This is a genomic window from Streptomyces sp. NPDC020681, assembly GCF_044334895.1.
Lineage (GTDB): Bacteria > Actinomycetota > Actinomycetes > Streptomycetales > Streptomycetaceae > Streptomyces.
Window position 1 is genome coordinate 505,582 of record NZ_JBIRTX010000001.1, and the last position, 13,985, is coordinate 519,566.

Here is a 13,985-nt window from a genome sequence, read left to right on the forward strand (position 1 = left end):
CGGAACTACTGGGGCCGGCCGGAGCCGAGACGGTCCTGGACCCAGTCGTGGAACTCGCCGATGTGGTGCTCGCTCGGCACCAGGACGCCGCCCTTCGCGTAAAGGCGCGAGCTCATCGCCGGCTGGCAGCGTTCACAGGCGTCGAAGTCCTGCCGGTTGACCCGGTCGAACAGCTCCACCGATCGGCTGACGTCCCGGCCGCTCTCCACCACGCCCTTCAGATACAGCCAGTCGCACTCGACGATCGTCCGGTCGACGGCCACCGGGTACATCCGGTGGAAGATCACGTGGTCGGGGACCAGGTTGATGAACACCTGCGGCCGCACCGTGATCGCGTAGTACCGGCGGTCCTGTCCCTCGGAGACCGTGGGAATGCGGTCCAGGCCCTCCGAGCCGTCGACGGTGAACCCCTTGACGTCCTCACCGAACTCGGCACCGTGCCCCACGTAGTACTGCGCCGCGAAGCCGTCGGCGAACTCCGGGAGCACCTCGGTCAGTTCGGGGTGGATCGTCGCGCAGTGGTAGGACTCCATGAAGTTCTCGATGATCAGCTTCCAGTTGGCCTTCACGTCATAGACGATCCGCCTGCCGACCTCCAGACTCTCGATGTCGTACCGGCCGATGGACTCCACGTCCCCCAGACGCGCCACCACGTCCTCGATCACCGACTCCTGGAACGAGGGCGGGTTCTCGGCCAGGCACACCCACACATAGCCCAGCCACTCGCGCACCGCCACGCCCGCCAGGCCGTACTCGGTCCGGCCCACGTCCGGCATCTTCGTCAGGTTCGGAGCCGCGACGAGTTTGCCGTTGAGGTCGTAGGTCCAGGCGTGGTACGGGCACTGAAACGCCCGCTTCACCTCGCCGGACTCCTCCGTGCACAGCTTCGCGCCCCGGTGCCGGCACACGTTGAAGAAGGCGCGGACGGAGTTGTCCCGCGACCGGGTCACCAGGACGCTCTCCCGTCCCACGTCGACGGTCTTGAACGCACCCGGCTTCGCCAGCTCCGACGAGCGCGCCGCACAGAACCACATGGACTCGAAGATGCGCTCCTGCTCCAGACGGAAGATCTCCGGGTCGGTGTAGTGATCACCGGGGAGAGTCGGGATCAGGCTGTCGGGCAGGCCGGTCGTGGTCATGGTTCACCTCAAAGGGAAGCGTCTCGGGCAGGAACCCCTGAAGTTGCTTTATGTGCAACGCGTATCGACTTGCGCAACAAACAGTGCAGGCCGCCCGAACCGCTGTCAAGAGGTCTCCCGGGGCCGCCGAAGGCGCTCCGCCTCCGGGAGGCAACGTCGAGTGCAGGCTCTTGACCGCAGGGCGCCACAACCAGGACCATGTTGCGCATCAGTCTCACTGTTGCGTAATACGCATCCTTCGGGAGGACTCAGTGTCTCTTCGACCGCAACCCGACGGCGAGTTCGTCCTCACCCTGTCGTGCCCCGACCGCTCCGGCCTCGTCCACGCCGTCACGGGCTTCCTCGTCCGGCACTCCGGGAACATCCGGGAGAGTCAGCAGTTCGACGACCGGCTGCAGGACCGCTTCTTCATGCGTGTGCACTTCGACGTCTCGAATCCGAGCATGTCCCTGGAGAACCTGCGTTCCGGCTTCGCCCCGGTGGCGGAGGCGTACCGGATCTCCTGGCAGCTGCACAACGCGTCGACTCCGACCCGCACACTGATCATGGTGTCGAAGTTCGGTCACTGCCTGAACGACCTGCTCTTCCGGCGGCGCACCGGCGCGCTGAACATCGAGGTGCCGGCGATCGTCTCCAACCACCGGGACTTCGAACCGCTCGCCGAGAGCTACGGGATCCCGTTCCACCACATTCCCGTGACCCGGGAGACGAAGGCCGACGCGGAGGCGAGGCTGCTGCAGCTCGTCGACGAGCTCGACATCGACCTCGTGGTCCTCGCCCGCTACATGCAGATCCTGTCGAACGATCTGTGCAAGCAGCTCGAGGGCCGGGCGATCAACATCCACCACTCGTTCCTGCCGAGTTTCAAGGGCGCGCGGCCGTACGTCCAGGCGCACGAGCGCGGCGTCAAGCTCGTCGGGGCCACGGCGCACTACGTCACCCCGGACCTCGACGAGGGGCCCATCATCGAGCAGGACGTCATCCGCGTGAACCACGCTCAGAGCCCCGAGAGTCTGGTCACCCTGGGGCGCGACGTCGAGGCGCAGGTCCTCGCCCGGGCCGTGGAGTGGCACAGCCAGAGCCGGGTCATGATCAACGGCAATCGCTCGGTCGTCTTTCGCTGACCCGGGTTGACCTGTTCGCATATGGTTTCGCCATGAGCAGCTACGGCACCGAGTCCGCAGGCACGTCCAGTGGCGGTGTGCAGTCCGTCGACCGGGCTGTCACCGTGCTGGAGATCCTGGCCCAGCGCGGCGAGGCAGGCGTCAGTGAAGTGGCCGAGGCAATCGATGTCCACAAGTCCACTGCTTTTCGCCTGCTCGGCGCGCTGGAGGCGCATGGGATGGTCGAGCAGGAGGGCGAGCGTGGAAAGTACCGCCTCGGCTTCGGAATCGTGCGCCTGGCCGGTGCTGTCACGGGGCGCATCGAGGTCACCAAGCATGGCCGGGGGATCTGCGAGCGTCTCGCCGAGGAACTGGGCGAGACGCTGAATATCGCGGTGCTCGAGGCCCACCACGTGATCAACCTCGACCAGGTGCGCGGCCCGTCCGCCATCACCGCGCAGAACTGGGTCGGACGGCAGACACCACTGCACTGCACATCGAACGGAAAGATCCTCTTGGCCCACCTCGAGCCGAAGCGTCGGGATGAGCTCATCGCCGCGGCCGGACTTGCTCGTATGACGGCACACACGCTGACTTCCAGGAAGAAGCTGGAAGCGGATCTGGCCGATGTCCGCAAGCGGGGCTACGCCATGACGGTGGAGGAATACGAGGAGGGCCTCAACGCCATGGCCGCTCCTGTGCGTTCGCGCGACGGCGAGACCATCGCTGCCCTCACCGCCTCGGGGCCCGCCTTCCGCCTCACCGAGGAGCGGATGCACGAGCTCGCACCCGTGCTGGTCGAGGGGGCGGACGAGCTGAGCCGCCGACTCGGCTTCGCGGGCTGACGCGTTACCCGAAGTCTCACAGCCTCCACTCAGCGGCCGCGTCCAGCAGCCAGTCCGTCAGGTAGTCGGCGAAGGACGAACGGACCAGTACCCAGAATCCCGCCCTGGGTTCGTCGCGGGCGACCAACACGACCTGGGTACGGCCCAGGGTGGTCTGGGCGCAGCGTCCGGCCGTGAAGGAGCGCGGGTGCAGATCCAGCGCGCAGCCGTGGGCCAGCAGGTCACGGGCGCGCGGACCCGCGACGAGGAGGGCGGTGCGCTGAGCGGAGACATCGATGACGGACACAGGCTCGTCACCGCAAGCCCCACGGATCCGGCCCTCCAAGTCCTGCTGACTGCCCGGCGGGCCGACCACGAGCCACTCGTCGGGGCCGAGCCACAGCGCAGTCAGCTCCCCTGCGCGTACGACAGTGTTGGGTTCGACGGGCAGTTGGAGGTCCAGCGCCAGCCCGACGGCGTCCGCTGCCGCTCCCTTGGGGTCGAGGCGCACATTGATCTGGGTGAGGAAGGGCAGTTCGGCCAGCCGGATCGCGCCCTCGGATGTGCGTGTCGCGGCGGCCAGGCGGTCGGCGACGTGCGACAGAGGGCTGCGGAGCGGGGCAGTTGGGGTGGTGTCAGCCATCGCGGCGGGCTCCCTCGGGGTCATAGAGGACGGGACTTGCGACGGTCACCGGGACCAGCCGGTCGCCCACGGGGGCGTAGAGCCGCTCGCCGATGCGCTCCCTGCCGCCCTTGATCAGGGCGAGCGCGAAGGTCCGGCCGAGGGCGGCACTGCGGTAGCTGGAGGTGACGTGGCCGAGCATCGGGACAGGCGGGGCGGGCAGCACACTGTCCGCGACCAGGTGCGTGCCTTCGGGCAGGAACGTGCCCGGGTCGTCGGGGAGCAGGCCGACGAGGTGCTTGCGGTCGGGGCGGACGGCGTCGGCGCGGGCGTAGGAACGCTTGCCGATGAAGTCCGGCTTCTTCTTCGACACCACCCAGCTCATGCCGAGATCCTGCGGCGTCACCGTGCCGTCGGTGTCCTGACCGACGATCGGGTAACCCTTCTCGGCCCGCAGGACGTGCATGGTCTCGGTTCCGTACGGGGTGATGCCGTACGGGGCGCCGGCCTCGTACAGCTCCTCCCACAAGGCGAGGGCCTCCCACGGCGAAACGTTGATCTCGTAGGCCAGTTCGCCGGAGAAGCTGATCCGGCACACCCGCGCGTCGATGCCGGCGACGGTCGTGTCGCGCCACGCCATGAACGGGAAGTCCTCGTTGGCCACGGCCAGTCGGGGTGCGAGCGAGCCGAGGACGTCGCGGGAGCGCGGGCCGACCAGAGCGACGGTGGCCCACTGCTCGGTCACGGACGTGCAGTGGACTCGCAGTTCGGGCCACTCCGTCTGGAGCCACTCCTCCATCCAGTCCAGTACCGCGGCCGCGTTGCCGGTCGTGGTGGTGACCAGGAAGCGGTCCTGGGCGAGGCGGATGACGGTGCCGTCGTCGAAAACCATGCCGTCCGGGCGGCACATCACGCCGTAGCGGATCATGCCGATCTTCAGGGTGCTCATCATGTTGGTGTAGAGCAGATCGAGGAAGGCGCCGGCGTCCGGGCCCTGTACGTCGATCTTGCCGAGGGTGGAGGCGTCCATGAAGGCGACGCCCTCGCGGGCGGCGGCGCACTCGCGCAGCACGGCCGTCTCCATGTCCTCGCCGTCCTGCGGGTAGTACCAGGGGCGCTTCCACTGGCCGACGTTCTCGAAGAGCGCGCCGTGCGCTACATGCCAGGAGTGCAGGGCGGTCGTACGGATCGGGTCGTGCAGCGCTCCGCGGTCGCGGCCGGCGAGCGTGGCGAAGGAGACGGGGGTGTACGGCGGTCGGAACGTGGTCGTGCCCAGCGCCGAGATGTCCACGCCGAGCAGTTCGGCGACGACGCCACTGGCCAGAACGCCCGAGGTCTTGCCCTGGTCGTTGGCCGTGCCGGCCGTGGTGTAGCGCTTGGTGTGCTCGACCGAGCGCATTCCGGCGCTGGTCGCGCGGGTCAAGTCGTCGATGGTGACGTCGCGTTGGAGGTCGACGAAGCGCGGGGCGCCTTCGCGGCCCGGGACGGTGAAGACCTCCATGGGGGGCGTCTCAGGCTGTACGGGCACCTGCGGGAGGCGGTGCGTCTCGCAGGTGTAGCCCTCGGCCTCGATCGCGCGGGCTCCGGCGCCGGCCCCTTGTGCGAGGACCCGGGCCAGGTCGAAGACGCCGCCGGCGCTGCCCGCGACCTCGACCAGCACGCGGGAGGTGTCGGGGACGAAGGTGCCGAGCTCCTCGTCGTGGCGCAGTTTGCCGCCCGCCTGGCTGAACAGGTGCGCGACGGGGTTCCAGCCGCCGGAGACCAGCAGCAGGTCGGCGGCGAATTCCCGCTGCCCCACGGACTCTCCGTACGGGGCCACGGTCACGGAGGTGAGACGCGGGGCGCCTTCCGTGCCGGTGACGGCGTGGCCGGACAGCACTTCGATGCCGGCCTGTCGGGCACGCTGCGCCCACTCCCCCGGCTCGGTGCGGGTGTCGACGATCGCCGAGACGGCCACGCCTGCCGCGGTGAGGTCCAACGCGGCCGGGTAGGCACTGTCGTTGGTGGTGAAGACGACCGCGTGGCGGCCGGGCAGGGCACCGTGACGGTTGACGTGGGCGCGGGCCGAGGCGGCCAGCATCACGCCGGGGCGGTCGTTGTCCGCGAAGGCGAGCGAGCGCTCGTGGGCGCCGGTGGCGAGGACGACGCGGCGGGCGCGGATACGCCAGACGCGTTCGCGGGAGACGTTCTCCGGGGCGTCGGCACCGAGGTGGTTGGTGCGGCGCTCCACGGCCAGGAGATGGTTGTCGTCGTAGTAGCCGAAGACGGTGGTGCGGCGCAGGACGCGGACATCGGGGGCCGCGTCCAGTCGGGTGCCGGTTTCGTCGACCCAGTCGAGGAGTTCGCCGGTGCCGAGGAGGCTGCCGCCGAGTTCCGGTTGGTCGTCGGCGAGGATGACGCGGGCGCCGGTGCGGGCGGCTGCCGCCGCGGCTGCGAGGCCGGCCGGGCCCGCGCCGACGATCAGCAGGTCGCAGTGGGCATGTACGGCGTCGTAGCGGGCCGGGTCCGGGTCGGTGGAGAGGCGGCCCTGGCCCGGGAGGCTGCTCGCCACGAGGCCGCCGTAGAGCTCGACGGTCGTCGCGGGGAGCATCGGCTCCGGGAAGGGTGCCTCGATCTGGACTACGGCGTTGGGCTCCTCGACGCCGGCCGAGAAGATGCCGCGCGGGCGGCCGAGCTTGACGCTGGTGCCTGCCTGGATGACACCGTTGGCCAGGAGGGCGGAGGCGAGGGTGTCGCCTCGGAAGCCTTGGTACTCGGTGCCGTCGAAGGTGAAGGTGAGGGGGGCGTCTCGGTGGATTCGGCCGCGGGTGGGGTGGCGGAACGGTTGGCCCGCGGCAGAGCCGCTGATGGATGCAGCGTCCCCGCCGTCCCTGCCCGTCCCATCCTGAAGGGGCTCCGCCCCCTGGACCCCCGTCGGCCCTGAACGGACCTCGTCCTCAAACACCGGACGGGCTGGATGCACTGGACGGGGCTCAAAAGCTGCCGGGCGCTCCTCCCCCGCCCGGTACACCGCCAGGATCTCGTTCGTCGCCGTGTTCCGCACCGCGTTGAACCACTTGCGGCAGCCCGCCGCATGGCTCCAGCGCTCGGCGAACGGGCCGTTCGGGTTGTCGCGGAAGAACAGGTACCGGGCCCATGCCTCGTCGGTCAGGGCCGCCGGGTCCTCCGGATACGGCACATGGGCCTGGCCGCCGTAGTGGAACTCGGCCTCGTCGCGGGGCCCGCACCACGGGCAGGGGATCAACAGCATGGTTCGGCTCCCTAGTGGGCCACGGCGGCTGCGCCGTGCTCGTCGACGAGCGCGCCTGTGGTGAAACGGTCGAGCGAGAAGGGGGCGTTGAGGGGGTGAGGGGTGTCGTGGGCGATGGTGTGGGCGTAGACCCAGCCGACGCCCGGGGTGGCCTTGAAACCGCCTGTTCCCCAGCCGCAGTTGAGGTAGAGGTTGTCGACCGGGGTCAGGCCGATGATCGGCGAGGCGTCGGGGCTGGTGTCGACGATGCCGCCCCAGGTGCGCAGTACGTGGGCACGGGCGAAGACCGGGAAGAGCTCCAGGGCCGCGGACATCTGCTCTTCGATGATGTGGAAGGCGCCGCGCTGGGTGTAGGAGTTGTACGAGTCGATGCCCGCGCCCATCACCAGCTCGCCCTTGTGCGCCTGGCTGACGTACACGTGGACCGCGTTGGACATGACGACCGTCGGGTGCACCGGCTCGAGGAGTTCGGAGACGAGCGCCTGCAACGGGTGGCTCTGGAGCGGGAGTTCGATGCCCGCCATGGCGGCGAGGACCGAGGTGTGGCCTGCCGAGCAGAGGGCCACCTTGCCCGCCGCGATCGGACCCAGGCTCGTCTGCACTCCGACCACCCTGCCACCGACCACGTCCAAGCCCGTGACCTCGCAGTTCTGGATGATGTCGATTCCGGCGGCGTCGGCCGAGCGGGCCAGGCCCCAGGCGACGTGGTCGTGCTTGGCGATGCCGGCGCGGGGCTGATAGGTGGCGCCCAGGACCGGATAGCGCACGTCCGGGGAGATGTTGACGATCGGGCAGAGCTCTTTGACCTGCGCGGCGTCGAGCCATTCGGCGTCCACGCCGTTGAGGCGGTTCGCCTCGACCCGGCGCACGCTGTCGCGGACGTCCTGGAGGCTGTGGGCGAGGTTCAGTACGCCTCGCTGGGAGAAGAGGATCGGGTAGTCCAGCTCGTCCGCCAGGCCCTCCCACAGCTTGAGCGCGTGCTCGTAGATTCCCGCGCTCTCGTCCCAGAGGTAGTTGGAACGGATGATCGTGGTGTTGCGGGCCATGTTGCCGCCCGCGAGCCAGCCCTTCTCCAGCACGGCGACGTTGGTGATGCCGTGGTTCTTCGCCAGGTAGTGGGCGGTGGCCAGGCCGTGGCCGCCACCGCCCACGACGATCACGTCGTACGAGCGCTTCGGCTCGGGTGTGCGCCACAGCCAGTCGGGGTGTTCGGGGAGCTCGGCGCCGGGGGTGCGGGGGCTCATCGGGCGTCTCCGTCTTCGGACAGGTGCGGGTAGAGCGGGTGCTTGGCGGCCAGTGCCTCGGTGCGGGAGCGCAGGGCGGCGACGTCCGGCTCGGGCTGGAGGGCCAGCGCAATCACGTCGGCGACCTCGGCGAAGTCTTCCTCGGTCAGGCCACGGGTGGCCAGCGCCGGGGTGCCGATGCGCAGGCCCGAGGTGACCATGGGCGGGCGCGGATCGAAGGGCACGGCGTTGCGGTTGACGGTGATGCCGATCTCGTGGAGCAGGTCTTCGGCCTGCCTGCCGTCGAGTTCGGAGTCGCGGAGGTCGACCAGGACCAGGTGGACGTCCGTTCCGCCGGTCAGCACCTTCACCCCGGCCGCCCCCGCATCCGGCTGAGTGAGGCGCTCGGCCAGGATGCGGGCGCCGGCCAGCGTGCGGGTCTGGCGCTCCGCGAACTCCGGTGACGCCGCCACCTTGAAGGACACCGCCTTCGCGGCGATGACGTGCTCCAGCGGGCCGCCCTGCATGCCGGGGAACACCGCCGAGTTGATCTTCTTGGCGAGGTCGGCCTCGTTGGTGAGGATGACTCCGCCGCGCGGGCCGCCGAGTGTCTTGTGGGTCGTCGTGGTCGTCACGTGCGCGTGCGGGACGGGGTTCGGGTGCAGCCCTGCCGCGACCAGGCCGGCGAAGTGCGCCATGTCGACCATCAGCAGGGCGCCCACCTCGTCGGCGATCCGGCGGAAGGCTGCGAAGTCCAGCTGCCTCGGGTACGCCGACCAGCCCGCGATGATCATCTTGGGGCGGTGTTCCTTGGCGAGCCGCTCGACCTCCTCCATGTCGACGAGGTTGTCCGCCTCGGACACGTGGTACGGCACGACGTTGAGCATCTTGCCGCTGTAGTTGAGGCGCATGCCGTGGGTGAGGTGCCCGCCGTGCGCGAGGTCGAGGCCGAGGATGGTGTCGCCGGGCTGGAGCAGCGCGAAGAAGACGGCGGTGTTGGCCTGGGCACCGGAATGCGGCTGCACGTTGGCGAACCCGGCGCCGAAGAGGGACTTGATCCGCTCGATGGCCAGGCGCTCGGTGACGTCGACGTGTTCGCAGCCGCCGTAGTAGCGGCGGCCGGGGTAGCCCTCGGCGTACTTGTTGGTCGCAACCGAGCCCTGGGCCTCCATCACCGCGGTGGGCGCGAAGTTCTCGGAGGCGATCATCTCCAGGGTGGACTGCTGGCGGTGCAGTTCGGCGCGGAGGGCTTCGTGGACCTCGGGGTCCAGCTCCGCCAGGGGGGTGTTCAGCGCGTTCATACGGGGTTCGCGTTCCTCTCGGCGGCCTCGACGACATTGGCGAGCAACATGGCTCGGGTCATGGGGCCCACACCCCCGGGCATCGGCGCGATCCACCCGGCGACCTCGGCGGCCTCCGGGTGCACATCGCCGACCAGGCCGTGGTCGGTACGGGTGATGCCGACGTCCAGGACGGCCGCGCCGGGGCGCAGCATGTCCTTGGTGATCAGTCCGGGCGAGCCGGCGGCCGCGACGACGATGTCCGCCTCACGTACGTGCCAGGCCATGCCTTTCGTTCCGGTGTGGCAGAGGGTGACGGTGGCGTTCTCGGACCTGCGGGTGAGGAGGAGTCCGATGGGGCGTCCCACGGTGATGCCTCGTCCGATCACGCACACGCGCGCTCCCGCGAGCGGGACGTCGTACCGACGCAGGAGTTCGACGATGCCGCGCGGAGTACAGGGCAGTGGTGCTTCGACACCGAGGACGAGCCGGCCGAGGTTGACGGGGTGCAGTCCGTCGGCGTCCTTGGCCGGGTCCATGCGTTCCAGCACGGCGTTGGCGTCCAGGTGGCGCGGGAGCGGGAGCTGGACGATGTAGCCGGTGCAGGCCGGGTCGGCGTTGAGTTCGTCGATGACGTCCTCGACCTGTCGCTGCGAGGCGTCGGCCGGCAAGTTCCGGCGCAGCGAGGCGATGCCGACCTGCGCGCAGTCGCGGTGCTTGCCGGCGACGTAGGCGCGGCTGCCCGGGTCGTCGCCGACCAGGACGGTGCCGAGGCCCGGCGGGCGGCCGCCGTTGGCGGTCAACTTGGCCACGCGCTCACCGAGTTCGCGGCGGATTTCGGCGGCGGTCGCCTTGCCGTCGAGGAGTTGCGAGGTCACCGGCGGTTGTCCTTTCCTCGAAAACGCAGTCGTGCTAGCCACGGAGGCGGGACATGGTCGGGTCGAACAGGGGCTCCTCGGCGACGACCGCCTCGACGCGCTGGTCGAAGTAGCCGATGTGGACGGTGGTGCCGGGAGTGGTGAGGTCGGTGGGCAGCCAGGCGTAGGCGATGCCCTTGCCGATCGTGTAGCCGTAGGCGGCGCTGGTGACGTAGCCGACCGCGCGGTCACCGTCGTACACCGGCTCCTTGCCCATGACGACGCCCCTGGGGTCGTCGATCGTGAGGCAGGTCAGCTTGCGTCGCACGTCTGCCTTGCGGCGCTCCAGCGCGGCCTTGCCGATGAAGTCGTCCTTGTCCGCCTTGACGGCGAAGCCGACACCGGCCTCGTACGGGTCGTGCTCGTAGGTCATGTCGGTGCCGAAAGAGCGGTACCCCTTCTCCAGGCGGAGGCTGTTGAAGGCGCCTCGGCCGGCCACGATGCCGCCGAGCGGCTCGGCCGCCCGCCACAGGGTGTCCCACAGCTTCTGGCCCAGGTCGGCGGTGGTGTACAGCTCCCAGCCGAGCTCACCGACGTACGACAGGCGCATCGCGGTGACGGGGACGGAGCCGATGTGGGCGCGCTTGGCGCGGAAGTACTTCAGGCCGGTCGCCGAGAAGTCCGCGTCGGTGAGCGGCTGCAGGACGTCGCGGGCGAGCGGTCCCCACAGGCCGATGCAGCAGGTTCCTGGGGTGATGTCGCGGACCTGGACCGTGCCGTCGGCGGGGAGGTGGCGGGTGAACCAGTCCAGGTCCACGTTGCCGTTGGCGCCGATCTGGAAGAGGTCGGCGGCCAGCCGGGCGACGGTGACGTCGCTGCGGATACCGCCGTCGTGGTCGAGGAGCAGGGTGTACGTCACCGAGCCGACGGACTTGGCGACCTTGCCGGTGCACAGCCGCTCCAGGAAGTCGGCAGCGCCGCGCCCGCTGACCTCGAGCCGCTTGAGGGCCGTCATGTCGTACATCGCGACGGTCTCGCGGGTGGTCTGGGCCTCCGCGCCGACGATGGGCGACCAGTACTGCGCGGCCCAGTCGTTGGGCGTGACGATGGAACGGCCTTCGACCAGGCCCGCGTTGGCCTCGTACCACTGGGGCCGCTCCCAGCCGTTCGCCTCCAGGAAGAAGGCGCCCAGCTCCTGCTGGCGGGCGTGGAACGGGCTCATGCGGATCGGGCGCGGATGCCCCGACGGCTGGAGCGGGTGCAGGATGTCGTAGACCTCGACGAAGTTCTGGCAGTCGCGGGCCAGCACGTACTCCGGGGAGAGCTGGTGCGGCTCGAAGCGGTTGACGTCGCACTCGTGCAGGTCGAAGGACGAGCAGTGACCGTCGACCAGCCATTCGGCCACGGCCCGTCCCACGCCCGCGGAGTGGGTGACCCAGACGGCCTCGGCGACCCAGAAGCCCTTGACGTCCGGGGACTCGCCGAGAAGGGGCAGTCCGTCGGTGGTGAAGGAGAACAGGCCGTTGATGCCCTCCTCGACCTTGGCGTCCCGGGTGGCGGGAAGCAGCGACTGGGTCTCGGCCCAGGCGTCCGCGAAGTCGTCCTCGGTGAACTTCAGGACAGACGGCATCTCGTCGGCGTCGTCCACGGACAGGATGTCGTCGGCGGAGACCGGCATGGGACGGTGGCCGTAGTAGCCGATGCCCAGGCCGTCGAAGCGGTCGCGGTAGTAGAGGTCGGCGTCCTGGTGGCGCAGGATCGGACGCACCGCCTCTCGCGTCTGGCCCGCCAGCGCCGGTATCGGTCCGGTCCAGGCCAGTTGGTGGGCGAGCGGGGTGAGCGGGAGGTTCATGCCGACCATGCGGGCGATCTTCGGGCCCCAGATGCCGGCGCAGCACACGACGGTGTCGGCGGGGATCTCGCCCTGGTCGGTGAGGACGCCAGTGACCTCGCCGTCGGCGTGCAGTACGTCGAGGACCTCGTGGCGGGCCAGGAAGCGCACACCGCGCTCGGTGGCCCGGCGGATCTGCGCCTCGACGGCGAGGACGGCCTTGGCGATGCCGTCCGTTGGAACCAGGAGGCCACCGAGGACCCGGTCCGGGTTCACGAGCGGGTGCTGGTCGACGCACTCCTCGGGACTCAGCAGCCGGCTCTCGATGCCCCAGGCGGTGAGCCAGCCCTGGCGGCGGTGGAGTTCCGCGACGCGCTCCGGAGTGGTCACCACCTCGAGTCCGCCGACCTGTTGGAAGCAGGGCTGGCCGTCGACGTCGAGTGAGCAGAACTTCTCGACCGTGTAGCGGGCCAACTCGGTCATGGTCTTTGAGGAGTTCGTCTGGAAGACCAGGCCCGGGGCGTGCGACGACGATCCCCCGGTGGCGGGAAGCGGGCCCTGGTCGACCACGGTCACATCGGTCCAGCCTCGCGCGGAGATCTCGTCGGCGAGCGCTGCCCCCACGACGCCCGCTCCGATGATGACCACCCGGGGTCCCGCCATCGCCGCACCTCCGACTCGAAAGCGATCCAGTTGCTGTGTGCGCAACATGGTTCAGGTTGCGCAACTCAATGTGCCTGTCGTGGGGGTGGGTGTCAAGGGGTCCGTGACGTCGGAAAACCACCCCGAACACGACTGGTAAAACCACCCCGAACGCGACGCGGCCCGGCAGGCTGACGGTGCAGCCTGCCGGGCCTTCGCGACGGGTTTCTCGGGGCGGTCGTGCGCTCTACTTGATCCAGGCACCGACCTTGTCGCGGTTGGCCTCGACCCACTTCTTCGCCGCCGCTTCGGGTGACATCTTGTCCACCGCGATGTACTTGGCCACGGCGTTCTGGTCGTCGTTCGTCCAGGTGAAGTTCTTCACCAGGTCATAGGCCGGGCTGCCCGACTTGGCGAACTTCGCGCTGACGATCTTGTCCAGCTTGTACACGGGATAGTCACAGGCCACCTTCGCCGCGTCGGCGTCACAGCCCGCGGTGTACTCGGGCAGCTTGACCTTGACCAGCGGCACCTCGGACATGAACCACTGCGGCTCGTAGAAGTACCCGATCACCCATTCCTTGTTCTTCTCGGCGTTCCTGAAGGCCTGGATGAGCGCGGTCTCGCTGCCCGCGTACACCACCTTGTAGTCCAGCTTCAGGTTCTTCACCAGCGCCTCGTCGTTGGTGACGAACGACGGGTCGCCGTCGAGGAGCTGGCCCTTGCCACCCGACTCCGAGGACTTGAACGCGGACGCGTGCTTGTTGAGGTTCTTCCAGTCGGTGATGTCGGGGTGGGCCTTCGCCAGCCACGGCGGCACATACCAGCCGATGAGGCCCTCGTTGCCGGTCGGCCCCGCATCGACGGCGGTCTTCTGGTCGGTGATGTACTTCTTCTTCAGGTCGTCGTGGCCCCAGTTCTCCACGACCGCGTCGACCTCGCCCGTCCCGAAGCCCTGCCAGGCGATCTCTTCCTTCAGATCCTTCTTGGTGACCTTGCAGCCGAGGTCCTGCTCGGCGACATACGCGATGACCGCGGCGTTCGCCTCATAGCCCACCCACGGGTTGACCGCGAGGTTGAAGGTGCCGCACTTGCCCGAACTGCCCGAGCCGCCGGCGCTGTCGTCACCGACCTTTGCGCCACCGCAGGCCGTGAGGGTGAGGCCGAGAACCGCTATACCGGCCGCGCCGGCCCGCCAGTGTCTTGCCATGGTG

At 69.3% G+C, this 13,985-nt stretch carries 10 protein-coding genes; 2 read left to right on the plus strand and 8 right to left on the minus strand.

Annotation, left to right across the window (positions count from 1 at the left end; all coding sequences use genetic code 11):
• Positions 1-5 precede the first annotated feature (5 nt).
• Positions 6-1,139 carry an aromatic ring-hydroxylating dioxygenase subunit alpha gene (locus ACH4YL_RS02005; protein WP_398503826.1) on the minus strand — a complete coding sequence of 378 codons (1,134 nt, stop codon included), beginning with the start codon at positions 1,137-1,139 and terminating at the stop codon, positions 6-8.
• Between the two features lie 251 nt (positions 1,140-1,390).
• On the opposite strand from ACH4YL_RS02005, the gene purU reads away from it, so the two are divergent.
• Positions 1,391-2,263 (plus strand): formyltetrahydrofolate deformylase, encoded by an 873-nt coding sequence (gene purU, locus ACH4YL_RS02010; RefSeq protein WP_398503828.1) that lies wholly within the window; start codon positions 1,391-1,393, stop codon positions 2,261-2,263.
• Between the two features lie 32 nt (positions 2,264-2,295).
• A complete protein-coding gene (locus tag ACH4YL_RS02015; RefSeq protein ID WP_398503829.1) occupies positions 2,296-3,087 on the plus strand; it encodes an IclR family transcriptional regulator in 792 nt (263 codons plus the stop codon).
• A gap of 16 nt (positions 3,088-3,103) precedes the next feature.
• Here the strand turns inward: ACH4YL_RS02015 and ACH4YL_RS02020 are convergent, their stop codons facing one another.
• The 7 genes from ACH4YL_RS02020 to ACH4YL_RS02050 all read right to left on the minus strand — a co-directional run bounded on the left by ACH4YL_RS02020 (position 3,104) and on the right by ACH4YL_RS02050 (position 13,981).
• Positions 3,104-3,709: a sarcosine oxidase subunit gamma gene (locus tag ACH4YL_RS02020; RefSeq protein ID WP_398503831.1), complete on the minus strand. Its 606-nt coding sequence runs from the start codon at positions 3,707-3,709 to the stop codon at positions 3,104-3,106.
• The gene (locus tag ACH4YL_RS02025; RefSeq protein WP_398503833.1) at positions 3,702-6,938 is read right to left on the minus strand and encodes a sarcosine oxidase subunit delta family protein; all 3,237 of its coding nucleotides are present in this window, start codon (positions 6,936-6,938) and stop codon (positions 3,702-3,704) included. Before ACH4YL_RS02025 ends, ACH4YL_RS02020 begins: the two co-directional genes overlap by 8 nt.
• 11 nt (positions 6,939-6,949) lie before the next feature.
• The gene (locus ACH4YL_RS02030) at positions 6,950-8,182 is read right to left on the minus strand and encodes a sarcosine oxidase subunit beta family protein (protein ID WP_398503834.1); all 1,233 of its coding nucleotides are present in this window, start codon (positions 8,180-8,182) and stop codon (positions 6,950-6,952) included.
• The gene (gene glyA / locus ACH4YL_RS02035) at positions 8,179-9,462 is read right to left on the minus strand and encodes a serine hydroxymethyltransferase (protein WP_398503836.1); all 1,284 of its coding nucleotides are present in this window, start codon (positions 9,460-9,462) and stop codon (positions 8,179-8,181) included. Before glyA ends, ACH4YL_RS02030 begins: the two co-directional genes overlap by 4 nt.
• Positions 9,459-10,319: a bifunctional methylenetetrahydrofolate dehydrogenase/methenyltetrahydrofolate cyclohydrolase gene (locus ACH4YL_RS02040; protein WP_398503837.1), complete on the minus strand. Its 861-nt coding sequence runs from the start codon at positions 10,317-10,319 to the stop codon at positions 9,459-9,461. Before ACH4YL_RS02040 ends, glyA begins: the two co-directional genes overlap by 4 nt.
• A gap of 34 nt (positions 10,320-10,353) precedes the next feature.
• Positions 10,354-12,792, minus strand: a complete 2,439-nt coding sequence (locus ACH4YL_RS02045) for an FAD-dependent oxidoreductase (RefSeq protein WP_398503839.1) — start codon at positions 12,790-12,792, stop codon at positions 10,354-10,356.
• A 226-nt stretch (positions 12,793-13,018) separates the two neighbouring features.
• Entirely contained in the window at positions 13,019-13,981 is a 963-nt protein-coding gene (locus ACH4YL_RS02050; RefSeq protein WP_398503841.1) for an ABC transporter substrate-binding protein, read from the minus strand.
• Positions 13,982-13,985: the final 4 nt, after the last annotated feature.